This is a genomic window from Cellulomonas wangleii (assembly GCF_018388445.1).
GTDB classification, from domain to species: Bacteria; Actinomycetota; Actinomycetes; order Actinomycetales; family Cellulomonadaceae; genus Cellulomonas; species Cellulomonas wangleii.
The window spans coordinates 2,787,981-2,807,355 of record NZ_CP074405.1 but is presented as its reverse complement, the minus strand read 5'-3'; the positions used below and the strand labels follow the sequence as shown (position 1 = coordinate 2,807,355).

At 75.9% G+C, this 19,375-nt stretch carries 17 protein-coding genes and 1 riboswitch; of the genes, 11 read left to right on the top strand and 6 right to left on the bottom strand.

Annotated features, from left to right (window positions below; translation table 11 throughout):
- Nucleotides 1–80: 80 nt before the first annotated feature.
- Nucleotides 81–401, bottom strand: coding sequence for a hypothetical protein (locus KG103_RS12815; RefSeq protein ID WP_207338963.1), 321 nt, complete (start codon nucleotides 399–401; stop codon nucleotides 81–83).
- The gene (locus tag KG103_RS12810; protein ID WP_207338962.1) at nucleotides 401–1,861 is read right to left on the bottom strand and encodes a PspC domain-containing protein; all 1,461 of its coding nucleotides are present in this window, start codon (nucleotides 1,859–1,861) and stop codon (nucleotides 401–403) included. Before KG103_RS12810 ends, KG103_RS12815 begins: the two co-directional genes overlap by 1 nt.
- A gap of 148 nt (nucleotides 1,862–2,009) precedes the next feature.
- On the opposite strand from KG103_RS12810, the gene KG103_RS12805 reads away from it, so the two are divergent.
- Nucleotides 2,010–3,332, top strand: coding sequence for an ATP-binding protein (locus KG103_RS12805; protein ID WP_207338961.1), 1,323 nt, complete (start codon nucleotides 2,010–2,012; stop codon nucleotides 3,330–3,332).
- On the top strand, nucleotides 3,329–3,982 hold the full coding sequence (locus tag KG103_RS12800) for a LuxR C-terminal-related transcriptional regulator (RefSeq protein WP_207338960.1): 654 nt from the start codon (nucleotides 3,329–3,331) through the stop codon (nucleotides 3,980–3,982). The genes KG103_RS12805 and KG103_RS12800 overlap by 4 nt, the downstream gene beginning before the upstream one ends.
- A gap of 31 nt (nucleotides 3,983–4,013) precedes the next feature.
- Here KG103_RS12800 and KG103_RS12795 read toward each other — a convergent pair whose 3' ends face one another.
- Nucleotides 4,014–4,631: a hypothetical protein gene (locus tag KG103_RS12795; protein ID WP_207338959.1), complete on the bottom strand. Its 618-nt coding sequence runs from the start codon at nucleotides 4,629–4,631 to the stop codon at nucleotides 4,014–4,016.
- A gap of 123 nt (nucleotides 4,632–4,754) precedes the next feature.
- Here KG103_RS12795 and KG103_RS12790 point away from each other — a divergent pair, with 123 nt between their 5' ends.
- The 4 genes from KG103_RS12790 to KG103_RS12775 all read left to right on the top strand — a co-directional run bounded on the left by KG103_RS12790 (nucleotide 4,755) and on the right by KG103_RS12775 (nucleotide 10,080).
- Complete coding sequence (locus KG103_RS12790) at nucleotides 4,755–5,102, top strand: hypothetical protein (RefSeq protein WP_207338958.1); 348 nt, start codon at nucleotides 4,755–4,757, stop codon at nucleotides 5,100–5,102.
- A gap of 57 nt (nucleotides 5,103–5,159) precedes the next feature.
- Entirely contained in the window at nucleotides 5,160–7,733 is a 2,574-nt protein-coding gene (gene pcrA, locus KG103_RS12785; RefSeq protein ID WP_207338957.1) for a DNA helicase PcrA, read from the top strand.
- An 86-nt stretch (nucleotides 7,734–7,819) separates the two neighbouring features.
- Nucleotides 7,820–9,394, top strand: coding sequence for an OmpA family protein (locus tag KG103_RS12780; RefSeq protein ID WP_207338956.1), 1,575 nt, complete (start codon nucleotides 7,820–7,822; stop codon nucleotides 9,392–9,394).
- A gap of 185 nt (nucleotides 9,395–9,579) precedes the next feature.
- Entirely contained in the window at nucleotides 9,580–10,080 is a 501-nt protein-coding gene (locus KG103_RS12775) for a YqeB family protein (RefSeq protein ID WP_207338955.1), read from the top strand.
- A 47-nt stretch (nucleotides 10,081–10,127) separates the two neighbouring features.
- Here the strand turns inward: KG103_RS12775 and KG103_RS12770 are convergent, their stop codons facing one another.
- Nucleotides 10,128–10,796 (bottom strand): nucleoside/nucleotide kinase family protein, encoded by a 669-nt coding sequence (locus KG103_RS12770; protein ID WP_207338954.1) that lies wholly within the window; start codon nucleotides 10,794–10,796, stop codon nucleotides 10,128–10,130.
- 208 nt (nucleotides 10,797–11,004) lie between these two features.
- Here KG103_RS12770 and sucC point away from each other — a divergent pair, with 208 nt between their 5' ends.
- From sucC to KG103_RS12755, 3 genes are all read left to right on the top strand, one after another.
- Nucleotides 11,005–12,186: an ADP-forming succinate--CoA ligase subunit beta gene (gene sucC, locus KG103_RS12765; protein ID WP_207339841.1), complete on the top strand. Its 1,182-nt coding sequence runs from the start codon at nucleotides 11,005–11,007 to the stop codon at nucleotides 12,184–12,186.
- 31 nt (nucleotides 12,187–12,217) lie between these two features.
- A complete protein-coding gene (gene sucD, locus KG103_RS12760; protein WP_207338953.1) occupies nucleotides 12,218–13,096 on the top strand; it encodes a succinate--CoA ligase subunit alpha in 879 nt (292 codons plus the stop codon).
- A gap of 279 nt (nucleotides 13,097–13,375) precedes the next feature.
- Nucleotides 13,376–14,650: a cell division protein PerM gene (locus tag KG103_RS12755; protein WP_249670582.1), complete on the top strand. Its 1,275-nt coding sequence runs from the start codon at nucleotides 13,376–13,378 to the stop codon at nucleotides 14,648–14,650.
- A gap of 18 nt (nucleotides 14,651–14,668) precedes the next feature.
- Here the strand turns inward: KG103_RS12755 and KG103_RS12750 are convergent, their stop codons facing one another.
- Nucleotides 14,669–15,361: a hypothetical protein gene (locus KG103_RS12750; RefSeq protein ID WP_207338952.1), complete on the bottom strand. Its 693-nt coding sequence runs from the start codon at nucleotides 15,359–15,361 to the stop codon at nucleotides 14,669–14,671.
- Nucleotides 15,362–15,433: 72 nt separating this feature from the next.
- Here KG103_RS12750 and purN point away from each other — a divergent pair, with 72 nt between their 5' ends.
- Complete coding sequence (gene purN, locus KG103_RS12745; RefSeq protein WP_207338951.1) at nucleotides 15,434–16,093, top strand: phosphoribosylglycinamide formyltransferase; 660 nt, start codon at nucleotides 15,434–15,436, stop codon at nucleotides 16,091–16,093.
- Between the two features lie 55 nt (nucleotides 16,094–16,148).
- Nucleotides 16,149–16,238: riboswitch (ZMP/ZTP riboswitch) on the top strand.
- A 52-nt stretch (nucleotides 16,239–16,290) separates the two neighbouring features.
- Complete coding sequence (gene purH / locus KG103_RS12740) at nucleotides 16,291–17,925, top strand: bifunctional phosphoribosylaminoimidazolecarboxamide formyltransferase/IMP cyclohydrolase (protein ID WP_207338950.1); 1,635 nt, start codon at nucleotides 16,291–16,293, stop codon at nucleotides 17,923–17,925.
- 75 nt (nucleotides 17,926–18,000) lie between these two features.
- On the opposite strand, the gene KG103_RS12735 is transcribed toward purH, so the two are convergent.
- On the bottom strand, nucleotides 18,001–19,275 hold the full coding sequence (locus KG103_RS12735) for an NAD(P)/FAD-dependent oxidoreductase (RefSeq protein WP_207338949.1): 1,275 nt from the start codon (nucleotides 19,273–19,275) through the stop codon (nucleotides 18,001–18,003).
- Nucleotides 19,276–19,375: the final 100 nt, after the last annotated feature.

Sequence of the window (19,375 nt, the reverse complement as noted above, 5' to 3'; positions counted from 1 at the left end):
AGGGCCGGTACCCCTCAGGGGTACCAGCCCTTCGCGCGTCCCGGGACACCGCCCCCTCCAGGCCGGGCCCCGGGACGGTGCTACGGCGTGCGGCCGCGGCGCAGGCCCTGGATCACGGGTCCCACGATCAGTCCCACCCCCGCGGCGATGAGCAGCACGATCACGGCGAGCTGGACGTCGATCGTGTAGCCGGCGGCGACCAGCAGGACGCCGGCGCCGACCAGCACCACGATGAGCCCCCACACCACGCCGCCCACCCGGACCGGGGGACGGTGCCCCCGCTCCGCGTCCGGCGTCGTGCCCGGCCGGGTGGTGCCCTGTCCGTGGGTGCCCTGTCCGTTGGTGCCCTGTCCGTTGGTGCCCTGTCCCGTGGCGTCGTCGGCGGTCACGTCGTCGCTCATCATGCGTTCCCCTCGTCGATGATGCGGATCTGCCCGACCCCTCCGTCGATGTCGAGCACCAGGTCCGGCGAGCCCGCGGCCGCGTCGTCGTCCTCGTACAGGAGGTCGCCGAGCCCGACGCCGCTCTGCTCGTGCATGTCGTCGTCCATCTCCCAGCGCACCGACCCGATGGCGTGGTCGACGTGGGCCCGCACGGCGGCGTCCCGGGGCACGATCACGGTCAGCTGCCCGGTGCCCACGTTGATCGGCACCCGCAGCACCTCGTCGGGGTCGATCGGGACGGCCGTGAGGTCGATGCGGGAGCGTCCGGCGTTCAGCTCGAACCCGTTCGCCGCGACCGCCCGGCTGGTCACCGTGACGTCGCGTCCCCGGTTCTCCCAGCCGCGGGCGACGTCGGCCCAGTCGGACTGCTGCGCCAGGGCCGCAGGGACCGCCACCAGCAGGCCGACGACGGCGAGGAAGCCGATGAAGCCGCTGCTGCGGCCGCGCGCCGCCAGCGAGACGATGCCCAGCCCGGCGAGCACCAGGGCGATGCCCCCGGCGGTGAGCCAGACGGGCCCGTCGAAGGCGCCGATCCGCTCGGCCAGCAGCAGGACCCCCAGGCCGACCACGCTCAGGCCGACGACCGCGCCGACCGTCGCACCGTCCGCACCGCGCTGCGGGGGACGCGGGACGACCGGCGGACCGCCCGCGAACGGGGGGCCCGGCGGGCGGTGGCCCGCGACGGCGTACGGGGGGACGGGTGCGCACTGCGCGCCGTCCTGCGGGGAGTTCGTCGGCAGGGGTGCCGTCGAGGTCTGCGCCCACGCGGCCGCGGCCGGTGTGCCCGCTGCCGCTGTGCCGGTGGGTGTGCCGTAGGGCGCGGCGCCCGGCGGGGTGGACGGGGCTCCCGCGGGCGGGACGGGCCAGCCCGGCCGCCCGTCGCCGTGCTGCCAGGGTGCCGTGCCGCGCTGGTGGCGCTGCACCGCCGTGACCACGAGGGCTGTCAGCCCGACGACGAACGCGAGCCACACGGCACCGCCGAGCGCGCTGCCGCCGTCCCAGAACCACCACCAGCCGTCGCCGCGGGCGAAGCCGACGACGACGAACGCGAGGGCCCCGAGCAGAGCGCCGTCCGCGTCGCCGGCGCCCATCCGCTCCAGCAGGATGCGGTCGTCGCGGTCGTCCGGGAGCAGCGCCCAGGCCACCCCGTACAGGACCAGGCCCAGGCCGCCGACGAGGAACGTGACCGCGAACAGGCCGCGCACCACCAGCGGGTCGACGCCGACCCGCTCGGCCAGTCCGCCGGCGACGCCGCCGAGCCAGCGCTCGTCGGAACGGCGCAGGCCCGTGCGGCGGACCCCGGCCCAGAAGCCCTGGTGCGCGGGCGGGTGTGTCGGTCCGTGGTGCGGTCCGGTACCTGGTCCGGGCGCCGGGCCCGGCGTGCCGGCGTCGCCGCCGGCGGGAGTCTGCGTGTCCATGGCACCGAGCCTGCCGCGCCGTCCCGTGCCGCCGCATCGGGGACCGTCCCTGACCCGACCCTGGCCCGGACCCCGGATTCGTCGCGGCCACCCCTGATCCTGCGCGCGGATGGGTCCGTGAGGTGCGCGGACGTGTGACGATCGGGGCGTGACCCCTCCACCCGGCGCCCCGCCGCAGACCGCCGCGCCCGCGCGCGTCCGTCTGCCCCTGCGCCGCCCGGAGCAGGGCCGGTGGTTCGCCGGCGTCGCGACCGGGCTGGCCGCGCACCTCGACGTGCCCGTCGCGCTGGTGCGCATCACCCTCGTCGCGCTCGTCCCGGCGGCCGGTGCCGGCCTGGCGGCCTACGTCTTCTGGTGGATCACGGTGCCCGAGGGTGACCCGGCCGCGGTGGCCGCCGCGGCGCGTCCGAGCGCGCTGCAGCGCCTGGCGCGACGGCAGCCCCTGCGCTCCGACGGCCGTCGTGTGCCGTGGGCGGAGCTCGCGCTCGGCGCGCTGCTGGTCCTCGCCGCCGCCGTGATGGTGGCGATGCGGCTCGGCGCCGACATCGACGCGGCGTGGGCCCTGCCCGTGCTCGTCGTGCTGGTCGGCGTCGCGCTCGCCTGGAGCCAGCTCGACGCCGTGCAGCGGGAGCGCCCGGACGGGCGTCGGATCAGCGTGCTGCGGCTGATCGGCGGCGGGCTGCTCGCGGCGGCCGGAGTCCTGCTCGTCGCGGGGCAGGCCGTGGGGCAGGGCGTCGAGCCGGTGCTGCTGCTGCAGTCCGGCGTGGCCGCGCTCGCGGTGCTGCTGGGTGTGGGGCTGGTCATGGCGCCCTGGTGGGTGCGGCTGGTGCGCGAGCTGGGCGACGAGCGGGCCGCGCGGGCACGTGAGGCGGAGCGGGCCGACATCGCCGCGCACCTGCACGACTCGGTGCTGCAGACCCTCGCGCTCATCCGCGCGCGGGCGGACGAGCCGGCGGAGGTGGCCCGCATGGCCCGTGCGCAGGAGCGCGAGCTGCGCGAGTGGCTGTACGACGACCGTCACGAGCCCGGGACGTCGCTGGTCGGGGCGCTGCGTGCCGTCGTGGCCGAGGTCGAGGACTCGCGGTCCGGCCCGAGCGGGGAGCCCGTGGCGGTCGACGTGGTCGTCGTGGGGGACCGCGTGCCGGACCCGGACACCCTGGCGCTGCTGCAGGCCACGCGCGAGGCGCTGGTGAACGCGGTGGTGCACGGGCGGCCGCCCGTCTCGCTGTACCTCGAGGTCGGGCCGGACGCGGTCGAGGTGTTCGTGCGCGACCGCGGCGACGGCTTCGACCCGGAGGACGTCGGGGCCGACAGGTTCGGCGTCCGGGAGTCGATCATGGGGCGGGTGCGGCGCCGCGGCGGCACCGCACGCGTGACCAGCAGCCCGGCACGGGGCACCGAGGTGCACCTGTGCATGCCCGTGGGTGGCGGCGGGTCCAGCAGGGGCGAGGACGAGGAGGACGAGGCGTGAGCGAACCGGTCGACGTGGTGCTGGTCGACGACCACCACATGTTCCGTGCGGGCGTGAAGGCGTCGCTCGACGCCCGGGTGCACGTGGTGGGCGAGGCGGCCGACGTGGACTCCGCCGTGCAGGTGGTGCACGACCTGCGCCCGCCCGTGGTGCTGCTCGACGTCCACCTGCCGGGCGGCGACGGGGGTGGCGGTGCGGAGGTCGTGCGGCGGTGCGTCGACGTGCCGGGCACGCGCTTCCTCGCGCTGTCCGTGTCGGACGCGGCGGAGGACGTCGTCGCGGTCATCCGCGTGGGCGCGCGCGGCTACGTCACCAAGAACATCGACCCGCAGGCGCTGTCCGACGCGGTCGTGCGGGTGGCCGGCGGGGACGCGGTGTTCTCCCCGCGCCTGGCCGGGTTCGTGCTCGACGCCTTCGGTGCGGCGGCGGGTGACATCGCCACGGGTGACGACGAGCTCGACCGGCTCTCGGCGCGCGAGCGCGAGGTCATGCGGCTCATCGCCCGCGGGTACACGTACCGCGAGGTCGCCGGCGAGCTGTTCATCTCGGTCAAGACGGTGGAGACGCACGTCTCGGCGGTGCTGCGCAAGCTGCAGCTGTCGAACCGCAACGAGCTGACCCGGTGGGCGGCGGCGCGCCGGCTGCTCTGAGTCGCGCGCCGCCCGCCTCCCGAGGTGGACCTCAGGCGCGCCCGGCGTCGAGCCGTGCGACGACGGACGCCACGATCGCGGCCCACTCGTCGTCGGGCAGCGCCGGCAGGTGGAGCGTCCACAGCGGCATGACGAGACCGCGCAGCTGGAGCATGCCCTCGGGGCGTGCGGAGAAGAACACGTGCAGGTGCCCGTTGCCGTCACCCCAGCGCTGCACGTGCACCCGCCCGACGCCCGGCACGGCGGCCAGCGCGCGCTCCACGCGGACGATCATCCGACCGAGATCGGCGGCGGCCTCGTCGTCGAGGTCGCCCAGGTCGCCGTGCGCGCGTCGGTCGAGGATCACCGACGGGACGCTGACCGTGTCGGGTGCGCTGAGCCGCCACGCGTCGTCCGTCCAGGCGAAGCGCTCGTCGGGGCGGGCGCAGCGCGAGCAGGTCTGCGCGTCCTCGTCGTGCCGCGGCGGCTCGGGGACCACCGGGTCGTCGAGCTCGCGCAGCCACACGCCGTCCGCCTCGAACGGGAAGGTGTCCCAGGTGACGACGTCGCCGACGGGCAGGCGGCCGTCGGGACCCGCGGCGGCGCGTGCGCGGGCGACCAGGGCCGGGACGTCGAGCGCCGCGGCCGGGTGGCGTTGCAGGTCGGTCATCCGGGTTCCTCCGCGCGCGTCGGTGTGCGTGTGCGCGTGAGGCTACCGGCCGGGACGGACGCGCAGGGCGGACCCGTCCCGGGAGGTGATCTGACACGACGTCAGATCGCCTACCATGGGGCCATGGACACGGTGTACGGGATTCTTGTGGTGCTCCACCTGCTCGGGTGGGCGATGGTGTTCGGCGGCGTGCTCGCGGGGATGAAGGGCGTGACCCTGAACCCGGGCGCCTTCCACGGGGTGCTCACCGCGCTGGTCACCGGCATCCTGCTGGTCGGGCTCGCGTCGTCGGGCGTCGCGGGCCACGAGCCCGACAACGCGAAGATCGCGGTCAAGCTCGTCGTCGCGCTCGCGGTGACGGCGATGATCGTCGTCGGTCGCCGCCGCCCCGAGCTCGTCACGCGCGGGTACCTCGGGGGGATCGTGGGCCTGACGGCCCTCAACGTCGCGATCGCCGTCCTCTGGCGCTGACGCGCCCCACGTCGCGGGGCGGGGATGTCGGCGGTGGCGCCTAGGCTGGGAGGTGCCATGACGTCGTTGTTCGAGAGCCTCGCCCTGCCCGTCCCCGGAGCCCCGGCCGCGCGCGCCGCCGTCGCGCGCTCGCACGCCGGTGAGTCGTCCGGTCTGCCGCTGGTCGTCCCCCCGCGGGACGACGAGCGGGACCCCGCCGCCGAGGACGACCGGGCCCGCCTGAACGCCGCGGCGCGGCACGACGCCGCCGTCGACGAGCAGCGCGCCGCCGCGCTGCTCGACGGCCTCAACCCGCAGCAGCGCGCCGCCGTGCTGCACGCGGGTGGCCCGCTGCTCATCGTCGCCGGCGCCGGCTCGGGCAAGACGCGCGTGCTCACGCACCGCATCGCGCACCTGCTCGCGACCCACCGGGCGCGGGCGGGGGAGATCCTCGCGATCACCTTCACCAACAAGGCCGCGGCCGAGATGCGCGAGCGCGTCGAGCACCTGGTCGGGCCGTCCGCGCAGCGCATGTGGGTCTCGACGTTCCACTCGGCGTGCGTGCGGATCCTGCGTCGCGAGGCCGCGACGCTGGGGCTGCGTACGAGCTTCTCGATCTACGACCAGGCCGACTCCCAGCGCCTGCTCACGCTCGTGGCACGTGAGCTGGAGCTCGACCCGAAGAGGTACCCGGCGAAGGCGCTGGGCCACAAGATCTCCGCGCTCAAGGACGAGCTGGTCGACCCCGACGCGTTCGCCGCGAGCAACGGCGGTGGCCGCGCGGACGAGTTCGACACCGTCCTCGCGCAGGTCTACACGCGGTACCAGCAGCGGCTGCAGCAGGCCAACGCCCTGGACTTCGACGACCTCATCATGCGCACCGTGCACCTGCTGCAGGCGTTCCCGCAGGTGGCCGAGCACTACCGGCGCCGGTTCCGGCACATCCTGGTCGACGAGTACCAGGACACCAACCACGCGCAGTACGTCCTGGTGCGCGAGCTCGCGGGCGTGGGCGCGCCGGCCGAGGGCGGCGTCGAGCGCGGCGAGCTGACGGTCGTCGGCGACGCGGACCAGTCGATCTACGCGTTCCGCGGCGCCTCGATCCGCAACATCATGGAGTTCGAGGAGGACTACCCGGACGCCACGACGATCCTGCTCGAGCAGAACTACCGCTCGACGCAGACGATCCTGTCGGCCGCCAACGCGGTCATCAGCAAGAACTCCGGCCGGCAGGCCAAGCGCCTGTGGACCGACTCGGGCGCCGGGCCGCAGATCGTCGCGTACGTCGCGGACACTGAGCACGAGGAGGCGCGGTTCGTCGCCGAGGAGATCGACCGCTTGGGCGACACCGAGGGTGTGCGCCCCGGCGACGTGGCGATCTTCTACCGGGCGAACGCGCAGTCGCGTGCCCTCGAGGAGGTGCTGGTCCGCGTCGGCCTGCCGTACAAGGTCGTCGGCGGCACGCGCTTCTACGAGCGCAAGGAGATCAAGGACGCGATCGCCTACCTGCGCGCCGTGGCCAACCCCGACGACGACGTCAGCACCCGCCGCATCCTCAACGAGCCCAAGCGTGGGCTGGGGGAGCGCTCGGAGGCGATGGTCGCGGCGTTCGCCGAGCGGGAGCGCATCTCGTTCGGTGCTGCGCTGGCACGACTCGACGAGGTGCCGGGCCTGGGCACCCGCGCCCTGACCGGGCTGCGCGCGTTCGCCGCGATGCTCGACGAGCTGCGCGACCTCGCCGCGTCCGGCGCCGGCCCCGCGCAGGTGCTGGGGGCCGCGCTCGACCGCAGCGGCTACCTGACGACCCTGCGCGGCAGCGATGACCCGCAGGACGGCTCGCGCGTCGACAACCTCGCGGAGCTGCACGCCGTGGCCGCGGAGTTCGAGGAGTCCGACCCCGAGGGCGACCTCACGGACTTCCTCGAGCGCGTGTCCCTCGTGGCGGACTCCGACCAGATCCCCGTGCCGGACGGCGTCGACGACGAGGCCACCGCCGCAGCCGCGCGCGACGCCGGCGTGGTGACGCTCATGACGCTGCACACCGCCAAGGGCCTCGAGTTCCCCGTCGTCTTCCTCACCGGCATGGAGGACGGCACGTTCCCGCACATGCGGTCGCTGGCCGACCCGGACCAGCTCGCGGAGGAGCGGCGCCTGGCGTACGTCGGGCTGACGCGTGCCCGGCAGCGGCTGTACGTGTCGCGCGCCGCGGTGCGCACCGCGTGGGGCGTGCCCAACGAGTTCCCGCCCAGCCGGTTCCTCGACGACATCCCCGAGGACCTCGTCGACTGGCGGCGCCGGGAGTCCTCGACGTCGCGGCTGCGCGGCGGGTGGGGCTCGGGCTTCGGCTCCGGCGGCGGGTCGCGCGGCGCGTCCTCGTGGGGTGAGCGCGGCTCGTCGGGGTCGAGCAGCGGCCCGGTGCGCAGCGAGAAGCGCGAGCCGCTGCCCCGCACGGGTGCGTCGTTCGGCTCGGCGACGCCGCGGGCCTCCGTCCCGGACCTCGCCGTCGGCGACAAGGTCACGCACGACTCCTACGGGCTGGGCACGGTGGTCGCGCTCGAGGGCGCCGGGCAGAACGCCGTCGCGAAGATCGACTTCGGCTCGAACGGCGAGAAGCGGCTGCTGCTGCGGTACTCCCCGGTCACCAAGCTCTGACGGGTGGCCCGTGCCCGTCCCGGGCGGGCAGGTGCGCGCCGTCCGCTACCGTGTCCCGCCGGGACGCCGAGGACGGGAGCACGCGCGTGAGCAGGACCAGGACCGCTCTGGCGGTGGCCGTCGGTGCGGTGGTGGCACTGACCGCCTGCACCGGGGGAGGCGCCGTGCCGGTGCCGGCGGGGACCCCGAGCGCGACCGCCACCGCGGCTGCACCGGTCGAGCCGGTCGAGCCGGTCGTCGTCGAGACCGTGCTGGACGGTGAGACCGTCGACCTCCAGGTCGGGCCGCTGGCCGTGCACGACGACGCGGCGGTGCTCAGGCTCGCGGCGAGCGCGACGTACCCGACGCTGATGTCCGCGTTCTCCTTCGTGTTCGAGAGCATCGGCAGCCCGGGCCCCAACGGGGTCCGGGTGGTCGACCTGGACGCCGGGACCGTGACGCGGGCGCTGCGCACCGACGACGACAGGGTCGTCATGACGCGCAACGGCACCCCGGGCGGGCCCGCGACCGACGCGGCCGACGAGGCCGCCGGCGACGACGTCGTGATCCTCTACGTCGCGTTCCCCGTGCCCGACGCGGCGACGGTCGACGTGCTGCTGCCCGCCGCCGGGTGGGTCCCCGGGGTCCCGGTCGTCAGCGCCGACCACGCCGGCGTGCTCACCGTCCCGCCGTCCGAGCTGGTCGAGGGGGCTCCGGTCCAGCAGGACGCGTTCACGCTCGAGGCGTACACCGAGGTGCTGGGCGGCCAGGTGCGGTCGCGGCAGAGCACCGAGCGCCTCGAGGTCGCGGTGTCGTCAGACGTGCTCTTCGCGTTCGACTCCGACCAGCTCGCCCCCGACGCCGACGGCGTCCTGCAGGCCGCGGCCGCGCAGGTCGCGGGGCACGACGGCGGCAGGCTCACGGTCGTCGGTCACACCGACGACCAGGGCGACGAGGCGTACAACCTCGACCTCTCGCAGCGCCGCGCGGCGACGGTCGCGGCGCGCGTGGCCGGGCTCGCGGACCTGGCCGCATTCGACGTCGCCGTCGAGGGGCGGGGGGAGACGCAGCCGGCCGTGGCGGGCAGCGGTGAGGCCGAGCGTGCCCTGAACCGGCGCGTGGAGCTGGTGCTCGAGACCTCGGGCGGGCCGGAGCCGGAGGAGGTCGTCGAGGCCGTCGGGTCGCTGCCGGACCCCCAGGGCCCGGTCGCCCCTGGTCCGACCGGCGTCTCCGTGGCCGGCGACGACGCCTTCGACGTGCGGCTCGAGCAGGTCCGCCGGGTCGGGCGCTACGTCGTCGGTGGTCTCGAGGTCACGAACACCGGCGCCGCCGACCTGTCCCTGGGCTCCCTCTCGGTCGGCGCGTGGGACTCGCGCGGGTCGTTCGACCCGCAGCTGCAGACCGCACCCACCAACGTCACGCTCGTCTCCGGTGGCACGCGCCTGTACCCCGTCGACTACCGCACCGACCCGCAGGACGACGAGCGCGAGCCGTTGTCCGACCGGATCGTCAACAGCATCGACCCCGGCGAGACGCGGCTGGTCACCGTGGTCTGGCCCGACCCCGGGACCGACACCGTCACGGTCGACGTCGCCCCCCGGTTCCACGGCAGCATCGCCGGCGTGCAGGTCGCCGGCCGTGCGCCCTTCCGGCTCACCGACGTGCCCGTCGTCGACGGCTGACCGCGGACCGGCTCCGCGTCGTGCCACCCGTGCAGGGCGGGCGTACGGGTCGAGGACGAACCGCTCGCGACCGGCGTGCCCGCGACGGAGGCGCTCAGCGGCGGGGCGGTGGGTCCCGGCGACCCGGTGGGTGTCGTCCCGGACCGCCGCTCCCGACGGTCGGGTCACGCCGCTACGGTGTGCTCGTGGTCACGGAGAGCGCGAACGGCGAGACGCGGGTGGGTGGCTTCGACACCGAGGGGCGGTGGTTCGTCGCCGGGCTGCTCGCGGCCGCGGGAGCGGCGCTCGGGCTGCTGCTGCCCCTGCTCGCGGGGTGGGCGGCGGGGCTGCCGTGGGTGCCGTTCCAGGGGCCGTTGCGCCTTCTCGCCTCGTTCGACGGGAGCTGGCTCGTCTGGGGACGTCCCCTGCTCGGCGCCGTCCTCGGGCTGCTGCTCGCCGCGTGGGTCGTCACCGGCACCGCCGTGCTGGTCCTCAGCGACGCGCAGGTCGAGGTCGTGCGCCGAGGTCAGGTCGAGCGGGTCATCCGGCGCGACCAGGTCGACGGCGTCCACCGGCGCGGGTCGAAGGTCGTGGTCGAGAGCGCGCAGGGCCGCGAGCTGTTCGCCGACGACGTCGAGGGGCCGAAGGACGCGGTGCGCGCGGCCTTCGTGCGGCACGGCTACCCGTGGGAGGGTGGCGACGTCTGAGGGCGTGCCCGCAGAGGGTCGCCCGTCCGTGACGGGCGCCGTCACCGTCAGGCCCCTCGTACCACCCGCGGTCGGCTCGGGTCGGTGTGGTCGAGCACCACGTGCGCGCGCTCGACCGGGCGGCACGCCGCCAGGTAGAGCAGCTGACCTTCGCGGTACCGCGCATTCGCGGGGTGCGCGGGGTCCGGCGGGCAGCCGTCGCGCGCCGCCATGCGCGCGTACGTCGCCTCGAACGGCGCGTCGAGCCACACCCGCAGGTCCCACGCGTCCACGAGCTCGCCGCGCTGCAGGAAGACGCCGTCGACCACGGCGACCGTCGTGTCGGTGACGTCGCGCCAGGGGGTCTCGAGGGCCGTGTCGGTGACGACGTCGCGCACCGCCGTCCGGACCCGCCGCGGGCCCGTGCGGCCTGGTGCCAGCGGGTCGAGCAGCATGCGCCGAAAGGCGTCGAGGTCGTACGAGTCGAGGAAGAACCCCTCGGGACTGGTGCGTCCGCGGCGGTAGCGCTCGTCGGCCGGCCGGTGGAACCCGTCGACGGACGCCCGCAGCACCTCGCGGCCGTCCGCGCGCAGCAGGTCCGCGAGGTCGTCGGCGAACGTCGTCTTGCCCACGCCGTCCACGCCGTCCACGCCCACCCGCACCGGGCGTCCGAGGCGGTGCGCGTCCGGCACGGCCGTCGCCACGCGGTGCAGCACCCGGCTGCGCTCGTCGGTCACGGGGCGGACGGTACCGGCCGGGCGCGATGGACGGGGCGGTCGCCCGCGCGGTCCGGGATCGGGCTCGCCGCGGACGGTCCGCTGAGAAGGTGAGCCCGGCCACAGTCTCTTGATGTCGAGGGACCTCGGTCCCGGCGATAGCATGCGTCCGGGCGATGCGGCCGCACCGAGGTCGCTGCGCGCGGTCGACGAGAGGAAACCGGACCAGGTGGACCTGTTCGAGTACCAGGCACGTGACATCTTCGAGAAGCACGGCGTGCCCGTGCTCGGCGGCATCGTCGCCACGACGCCCGAGGAGGCGCGCGCGGCGGCCGAGCAGCTGCTGCCGCCCGAGGGCGGCGTGGTGGTCGTCAAGGCCCAGGTGAAGACCGGCGGGCGCGGCAAGGCGGGCGGCGTGAAGCTCGCGCGGTCGGCCGACGAGGCCGCCGAGAAGGCCGGCGAGATCCTCGGCATGGACATCAAGGGCCACACCGTGCACCGCGTGATGATCGCGGCGGGCGCGAGGATCGCCCAGGAGTTCTACTTCTCGCTGCTGCTGGACCGCGCCGAGCGCCGCTACCTGGCGATGTGCTCGGTCGAGGGCGGCATGGACATCGAGCAGCTCGCGGTCGAGCGTCCCGAGGCGCTCGCCAAGGTCGCCGTCGACCCGCGCGCCGGCATCGACCAGGCCAAGGCCGACGAGATCGTCGCCGCCGCCGGGTTCGCCCCCGAGATCGCGGGCAAGGTCGCGGACGTCCTGCAGACGCTGTGGACGGTGTACCGCGAGGAGGACGCGACGCTCGTCGAGGTCAACCCGCTGGTCCTCACCGAGGACGGCGACGTCGTCGCGCTCGACGGCAAGGTCACCCTCGACGCGAACGCGGGCTTCCGGCACCCGGACCACGCGGCGCTCGAGGACAAGGCCGCCGCGGACCCGCGTGAGGCGAAGGCCAAGGAGAAGGACCTCAACTACGTCAAGCTCGACGGCGAGGTCGGCATCATCGGCAACGGCGCGGGGCTCGTCATGAGCACCCTGGACGTCGTCGCGTACGCCGGCGAGGCGCACGGCGGGGTCAAGCCCGCCAACTTCCTCGACATCGGCGGTGGCGCCTCGGCCGAGGTCATGGCCGCGGGCCTGGACATCATCCTCACGGACCCCCAGGTCAAGTCCGTGTTCGTCAACGTCTTCGGCGGCATCACGGCGTGCGACGCGGTCGCCAACGGCATCGTCGCGGCGCTGGAGATCCTCGGGGACGAGGCGTCCAAGCCGCTGGTCGTCCGCCTGGACGGCAACAACGTGGTCGAGGGTCGTCGCATCCTCGCGGAGGCGGGCCACCCCCTGGTCACCCTGGCCGACACGATGGACGGCGGCGCCGACACGGCCGCCCGCCTGGCGCACGCCGCCGCCTGAGACCCCCGACGCAGAGAGAAGCAGACTTCACATGGCGATCTTCCTGACCGAGGACTCCAAGATCATCGTCCAGGGCATGACGGGCTCCGAGGGCCAGAAGCACACGACCCGCATGCTCGCGTCCGGCACCGACGTGGTCGGCGGGGTGAACCCCCGCAAGGCCGGCACCACGGTCACGTTCGGTGACGTCGACGTCCCGGTGTTCGGGTCCGTCGTCGAGGCCGTCGACAAGACCGGCGCCGACGTCTCCGTCATCTTCGTGCCGCCGGCGCACACCAAGGCGGCGGTCATCGAGGCCGTCGACGCCGGTGTGCCGCTCGTCGTCATCATCACCGAGGGCGTCCCGGTGGCGGACACGGCCGAGTTCTTCTCCTACGCCCAGGAGAAGGGCGTCCGGCTCATCGGACCCAACTGCCCCGGCCTCATCAGCCCCGGCAAGTCCAACGTGGGCATCATCCCCGCCGACATCACGGGCCCGGGCAAGGTCGGGCTGGTGTCGAAGTCCGGCACGCTGACCTACCAGATGATGTACGAGCTGCGGGACTTCGGGTTCTCCACCGCCATCGGCATCGGCGGCGACCCGATCATCGGCACGACGCACATCGACGCGCTCGCCGCGTTCGAGGCCGACCCCGAGACCGAGCTCATCGTCATGATCGGCGAGATCGGTGGCGACGCCGAGGAGCGGGCGGCGGCGTACATCGCCGAGCACGTCACCAAGCCCGTCGTGGGCTACGTCGCCGGCTTCACCGCGCCCGAGGGCAAGACCATGGGCCACGCCGGCGCCATCGTCTCCGGCTCGTCGGGCACGGCGCAGGCCAAGAAGGAGGCCCTCGAGGCCGCGGGCGTCAAGGTCGGGAAGACCCCGTCCGAGACGGCCGCGCTGGCGCGCGAGATCCTCAGCGCCTGACGCGACGACGTCCGTCCCCGCGGCCCCGGTCCCACGGACCGGGGCCGCGGCGCGTCCGGGAGCGGCCCGTGGGACGCGGGTCGTCGGGACGCGGGTCGGCGCGGCGACGTCCGGGGGAGCGCCGCGCAGTCGAGACGCCTCGCCGGCTCGCCGACGGTGCCGCGCCGACGGGCCGACGGCACCGCACCGGCTCGCCGACGGCACCGCACCGGCTCGTCGACGGCGACGCGCCGGGCCCGGGTCCGGCGACGCGCCGGGGGCACCCGCGACCATGGACGGGTGCCCACCCCGACCGGTCCTGTGCCCGTCACGGGTCGCGCGCGCCGCGTCCTGCAGGACGACCCGCGTCCGACCTTCTTCACGTCGGCGATCGACGGGGCGCCCCGCTGGGCGGTCGGTGCGCTGACGGCGGCGCAGGCCGCGGCGCTGTCCCTGCTGACGCTCGCCGTGCCCGCGGTCGCCGTCTTCGTGGCGACCTCCGCCGACCCTGCCAACGCCGACGTCGCCTGGACGCGCGCCGTCGCGGTCGCGACGCACCTGTGGCTCCTCGCGCACGGGGTGCCTGCGGTGCTGGACGGCGCGGTCGTGTCGGTGGTGCCGCTGGGCCTGACGATGCTCGCCCTGTTCACCTGCTACGCCTCCGCGCGGCGGTCCGGTCTCGCCACGCGCGTCGGGTTGGTCGCGTCCGTCGGCGCCTACGGTCTGCTGGCGGGCGTGGTCGGGCTCGTCTCCGGCGCGGACGCCCTCGGTGCGCTGCGCGCGGTGCTCGGCGGCCTGCTCGTCGCCGTGCCCGGCATCGGGGCGGGCCTGCTGCGGCGCCCGGAGGCACCGCCGTGGCGCACGCTGGTCGCGCCGCTGACCGAGCGGCTGACGGCCCCGGTGGTCGTGGGGCTGCGCGCAGGGCTGCTCGCCGTGGCGGCGTCCCTGACCGTGGCCGCCGTCCTGACGACGCTGTGGGTGCTCGCGGGCTATGCCACCATCGTCGACGTCGTGCGCGGGCTGTCCCTCGACGCGATCGGTGGGGTCGTCCTGGGCCTGGCCGAGCTCTCGTTCGTTCCGAACCTCGTGGTGTGGGCGCTCGCGTGGGTGGCGGGACCGGGCTTCGAGGTCGGCGCCGGGACCCGGTTCTCGCCGGGGGAGGTGGTCGGTGGACCGCTGCCGGCCCTGCCGCTGCTGGGCGCCCTGCCGGACGTGCAGGGCGGTGTGGCACTCGCTGCGCCGGCCCTGCTCCTCGGTGTCGGCGCGCTGGCGGGCCTCGCCGTGCACCGGTGGCTGGCGTCGGTGCGCGCCCGCGACGTCCTCGTCGCCGTCGGGGTCACCGCCGTGACGGTCGGCGTGCTCGTGGCGCTGCTGGTCGAGGCCGCGAGCGGTGCCGCGGGGCCGGGTCGCATGGCGCAGGTCGGCGCGCAGCCGCTGCTGGTGGGTCTGCTCGCTGCGGCGGGCTGCGGGCTGGGCGCCGCGGTGGCGGCCGTACCGAGCGACGGTGCGGTGCGCGCCGCGGTGCGCGACCGGCGCGAGCGCCGGCGGGTCGGACGCGCCCGCGCGGAGGACTGAGCGCGGACCGAGCGCGCCTCAGGGGCGCGCGCGGCCGCCGTCGACCAGGCCCGCCATCGACCCGAGCCGCTCGCTCATGTCCTCCTCCAGCTGCTGCGCGCACGCGCGCTGCGCCTGCTGCGTCAGCGCGGCGGCCTCGCACTGCTGGTAGTCGCGCGCCGCCCCCACGTACAGCAGGCTGGCGGAGCTGATGACGGTCCAGCCGAGCGCCGCGACGAGCAGCACCACCGGCAGCGCGATGACCGGCCCGCGTCCGTGGGCACCGGCCGCGCGGACGACGGCCAGGATCGCGAGCACGAGACCCGCGACCGAGGCGAGCGGTGCGGCGAGCATGCCCGGGTACGGCGAACCGGTCAGCAGCACCGCGACCAGCAGCGCAGCGGCGCTCCAGGCGGCGGTGCGCGTGGCGCGCGCCACGCCTGCGGGGTCCGGCGGGGTGCCGTGCGGAGGGGTGCCGTGCGGTGCGGTGCCGTGCGGCGGCTCGGCGGGGACGGGCGCGCCCGGGTGCGGGGCCCACGGCCCACCGGGTGCGGCGGGGTCCGGCGTCGCCGGGCCGCCCGGCAGGCCGGCTCCGTGCGCAGCCCGGGGCTGGTGCGTGGGGGCCGGCTGCCCCGCCGTCGGGTCCTGCGCCGGCTGCCCCGCCGCCGCAGGGTCCTGCGTCGCGTGGTCCGGCGTCGTCGACCGCTCCGGCGGTGCCCAGGGGTTGCCCATGCCGCCATTCTCCCGCACGTCACGGGGTGGACGTGCGTCCGGGCGCCGGTGCCGCCGGGTAGGTTGCGGCGCGTGACGTCCTCCGCGCAGCCCGGCCCCGTCCCGCCCACGCCCCCGGTCACGGCGGCACACCGCCTCGTGGTGCTCGTCTCCGGTGCCGGGTCCAACCTCGCCGCGCTCCTCGACGCGCACGCCGACCCGGCGTACGGCGCACGCGTGGTCGGCGTGGTCAGCGACCGCCCGGGCGCGGCCGCGCTCGACCGCGCCCGCGCGGCGGGGGTGCCGACCGCGGTCGTGGCGCTGCCGGACTTCCCCGACCGTGCGTCCTGGGACCGTGCGCTCACGGAGGCCGTCGCGGTGTTCACCCCGGACACGGTCGTGCTGGCCGGGTTCATGAAGCTCGTGGGGGCGGCGTTCCTCGACCGGTTCGGCGGCCGGACCGTCAACACCCACCCCGCCCTGCTGCCCGCGTTCCCCGGCGCGCACGGCGTGCGCGACGCGCTCGCGTACGGGGTGAAGATCAGCGGCTGCTCGGTGATCGTCGTGGACGACGGGGTCGACGCGGGCCCGATCGTCGCGCAGGAGGCGGTGCCGGTGGCCGACGACGACGACGAGGAGACGCTGCACGAGCGGATCAAGGTCGTCGAGCGGAGGCTCCTGGTGGACGTGGTCGGGCGCATCGCGCGCGGCGGCCTGCGCGTCGAGGGGCGCCGCGTGGTCCTGGGCGGCTGACCCGGCAGGGACGCCCACCGCGGTCGCTCCGTGTGGCCGGGGCGCCGCTAGAGTGGGCCGCGGTCGTGACTGGCGCGGGTGGAGGACCACCGGGGAGCGACCGAGCACCACCCCTGTCCGTGCACCGCCCGCCTGGGTGCCTGGGTCTTTGCTCGAGGTCCGTCCGGACCACCGACCGACCCAGGAAGGTCCCTGCCATGCCGCACGACACCACCCCCCTCGCCCCCGTCGCCGACCCGACCGCGGGGGAGACCCGCCGGCCGGTGCGCCGGGCGCTGCTGTCCGTCTACGACAAGACGGGTCTGGTCGAGCTCGCCACCGCCCTGCACGCCGCGGGCGTCGAGCTGGTGTCGACCGGGTCGACGGCGGCCACGGTCGCCGCGGCCGGCGTCCCGGTGACGCGGGTCGAGGACCTCACGGGCTTCCCCGAGTGCCTTGACGGCCGTGTCAAGACGCTGCACCCGCGCGTGCACGCCGGGATCCTCGCCGACACGCGCCGCCCGGAGCACCTCGCCCAGCTCGACGAGCTCGGCGTCGCCGCCTTCGAGCTCGTGGTGGTCAACCTGTACCCCTTCACGCAGACCGTGGCCTCCGGCGCCGGTGTCGACGAGTGCGTCGAGCAGATCGACATCGGCGGCCCCTCGATGGTGCGCGCCGCCGCGAAGAACCACCCGAGCGTCGCGGTCGTGGTCGAGCCCGCGCGCTACCCGGACGTCGTCGCCGCGGTCGCGGCCGGCGGCTTCACCCTCGCGGAGCGCACCCGCCTGGCGGCCCGGGCCTTCGTGCACACGGCGACGTACGACGTCGCGGTGGCCTCCTGGATGGGCAGCGTCGCGACGACGACCGACGAGGTCGACGGCGTCGCGACCGGGTTCCCCGCGTGGCTCGGTGCGACCTGGGACCGCGCCGACGTGCTGCGCTACGGCGAGAACCCGCACCAGCGTGCCGCGCTCTACACGACCGGCCACGGCCCCGCCGGGCTGGCCCAGGCGCGGCGGCTGCACGGCAAGGCCATGAGCTACAACAACTACGTCGACGCGGACGCGGCCTGGCGGGCCGCCCACGACCAGGGTGACGTCCCGACCGTCGCGATCGTCAAGCACGCCAACCCCTGCGGGATCGCCGTGGGCACCGACGTGGCGGACGCCCACGCCCGGGCCCACGCGTGCGACCCGGTGTCGGCGTTCGGCGGCGTCATCGCCAGCAACCGGCAGGTGACGCGGGCCGCGGCCGAGCAGATCGCGCCGGTGTTCACCGAGGTCGTCGTCGCCCCGGGCTTCGACGACGACGCCCTCGAGGTCCTCACGCGGAAGAAGAACCTGCGCCTGCTGGTGGTCGACACCCCGCCGTCGGCCGCGGTCGAGACGCGCGCCGTGTCCGGAGGGCTGCTGGTGCAGTCGGTCGACCGGGTCGACGCGCCCGGCGACGACCCGGCCGCCTGGACGCTGGCCGCCGGGGAGGCCGCCGACGAGGCCACGCTCGCGGACCTCGCGTTCGCCTGGCGCGCGGTGCGCGCGGTGAAGTCCAACGCGATCCTGCTGGCCCGCGACGGGGCGTCCGTCGGGGTCGGGATGGGGCAGGTCAACCGCGTCGACTCGTGCCGCCTGGCCGTCGAGCGCGCCAACGCCGGTGACGTCGAGCGGGCGCGGGGCGCCGTCGCGGCGTCCGACGCGTTCTTCCCGTTCGCGGACGGCCTGCAGGTGCTGCTCGACGCCGGGGTGCGCGCCGTCGTGCAGCCGGGAGGCTCCGTGCGTGACGAGGAGGTCGTCGCGGCAGCGCGGGCGGCCGGTGTGACGCTCTACCTCACGGGCACCCGGCACTTCGCCCACTGACCCGCACGGGCGCCGCTCGTCCACCGCACGGCGGGCGGGCGGCGCCGGGTCGCCCCGCCCCCGTGCGGCCGGTGGTCAGGTCGCGGGGACCGCCCGCAGCAGGGTGCGCAGGTCGTCGGGCAGCGCCGCGGCGTCGGGCAGCGCCACGCGGGGCAGGTCGTCGCGCGCCAGGAGGCGCCGGGCCGCCCCCACGTCCCGGGGTCGGTCGACCACGAGCACGCCGGTCACGGTGTCGTCGCGGTGCCACAGGGCGGTCCAGCCGTCCGCGGCGGGATCACCCAGGATCGTCACGGTGTCGTCGCCACCCGGCAGACCGAACAGGGTGAGGTCGTGCCCCAGCTGCGTCGAGAAGACGTACGGGGTCGCCTCGGGTCCCGCGACCGGGACGCCCAGCAGCCGGCGCACCAGCACGTCCGGCCCGTGCAGCGCCTCGTCCCAGTGCCCGCCGGCCACCCAGCCGTGGCGACGGGACCGGCGGACGGCGACGTCGCCCACGGCGTGCAGCCCCGGCAGCGGGCCCGACGCCCCGAGCACCCGGTACGACTCGTCGACCGGCACCGCGCCGCCCCGCAGCGGGACCGCGCCGGTGAGCCACTGCGTGGCGGGGCGCGCACCGACGGCGACCAGCACCGCGTCCGCCGGCACGTGGGTGCCGTCCGCCAGGTGCACCGACCGGTCGTCGACGCCGGCGACCTGCACACCGGTGCGCAGGTCGACGCCCGCGGCGGCGTACCACGGCACGGTCAGCCCGCCCACGTGGTCGCCGAGCGCCGCCGTGAGCGGGGCGGGTCGCGCCTCGAGCACCGTGACGGCGTGCCCCGCGGCCGCGGCCACCCCGGCCACCTCCGCGCCGATCCAGCCCGCGCCGACGACCACGAGCCGGCGCGCCGGCGCGCCGAGCGCCGTCCGCAGCGCGTCGGCGTCGGCGGCCGTGTGCAGCGTGCGGGCCCGCCACCCCGGCACGGTCACCGCGTGGGCGCCGGTCGCCAGCACCACGCACGCGGCGGCCACGTCGCCGCGGTCGGTCGTGACGACGGCGCCGCCGCCGTCCGCGGCCCGCAGGGACCGCGCGGGCCGGTCCAGGTGCACCTCGTCGGCGAGCGCGTGCAGGTCGTGGCCCAGGTCGTCGGCGAGCCACGCGGGGGTCGGTCGGTCGAGCAGGTGCTTCGACAGCGGGGGACGGTCGTAGGGCTCCACCCCCTCGGACCCCAGCACGCGGACCGTGCCGTCGTAGCCGTGCTCGCGCAGCGCGGCCACCGTCCGCAGCGCGGCCAGACCGCCCCCGACCACGAGGACGTCGGGGGGGACGGGGGCGGGGGAGCCGGGGGCGGGCTGCGGGTCGGACGTCACGGGATCACCGTAACGAGGGGCCCGCAGCGGTACGCTGGTCCACACCGCGCACGCCCGCGGGTCGCCGCCCGCGGGTCGCCGGGGCCGTGGCCCAGCCCGG

Bases quoted from the DNA above. Each gene is read 5' to 3' on its own strand.
- purH (WP_207338950.1), top strand. From the start codon at position 16,291: ATGCCGCACGACACCACCCCCCTCGCCCCCGTCGCCGACCCGACCGCG.
- KG103_RS12790 (WP_207338958.1), top strand. From the start codon at position 4,755: ATGGACACGGTGTACGGGATTCTTGTGGTGCTCCACCTGCTCGGGTGG.
- KG103_RS12810 (WP_207338962.1), bottom strand. From the start codon at position 1,861: ATGGACACGCAGACTCCCGCCGGCGGCGACGCCGGCACGCCGGGCCCG.
- KG103_RS12815 (WP_207338963.1), bottom strand. From the start codon at position 401: ATGAGCGACGACGTGACCGCCGACGACGCCACGGGACAGGGCACCAAC.
- sucD (WP_207338953.1), top strand. From the start codon at position 12,218: ATGGCGATCTTCCTGACCGAGGACTCCAAGATCATCGTCCAGGGCATG.
- KG103_RS12795 (WP_207338959.1), bottom strand. From the start codon at position 4,631: ATGACCGACCTGCAACGCCACCCGGCCGCGGCGCTCGACGTCCCGGCC.
- KG103_RS12750 (WP_207338952.1), bottom strand. From the start codon at position 15,361: ATGGGCAACCCCTGGGCACCGCCGGAGCGGTCGACGACGCCGGACCAC.
- pcrA (WP_207338957.1), top strand. From the start codon at position 5,160: ATGACGTCGTTGTTCGAGAGCCTCGCCCTGCCCGTCCCCGGAGCCCCG.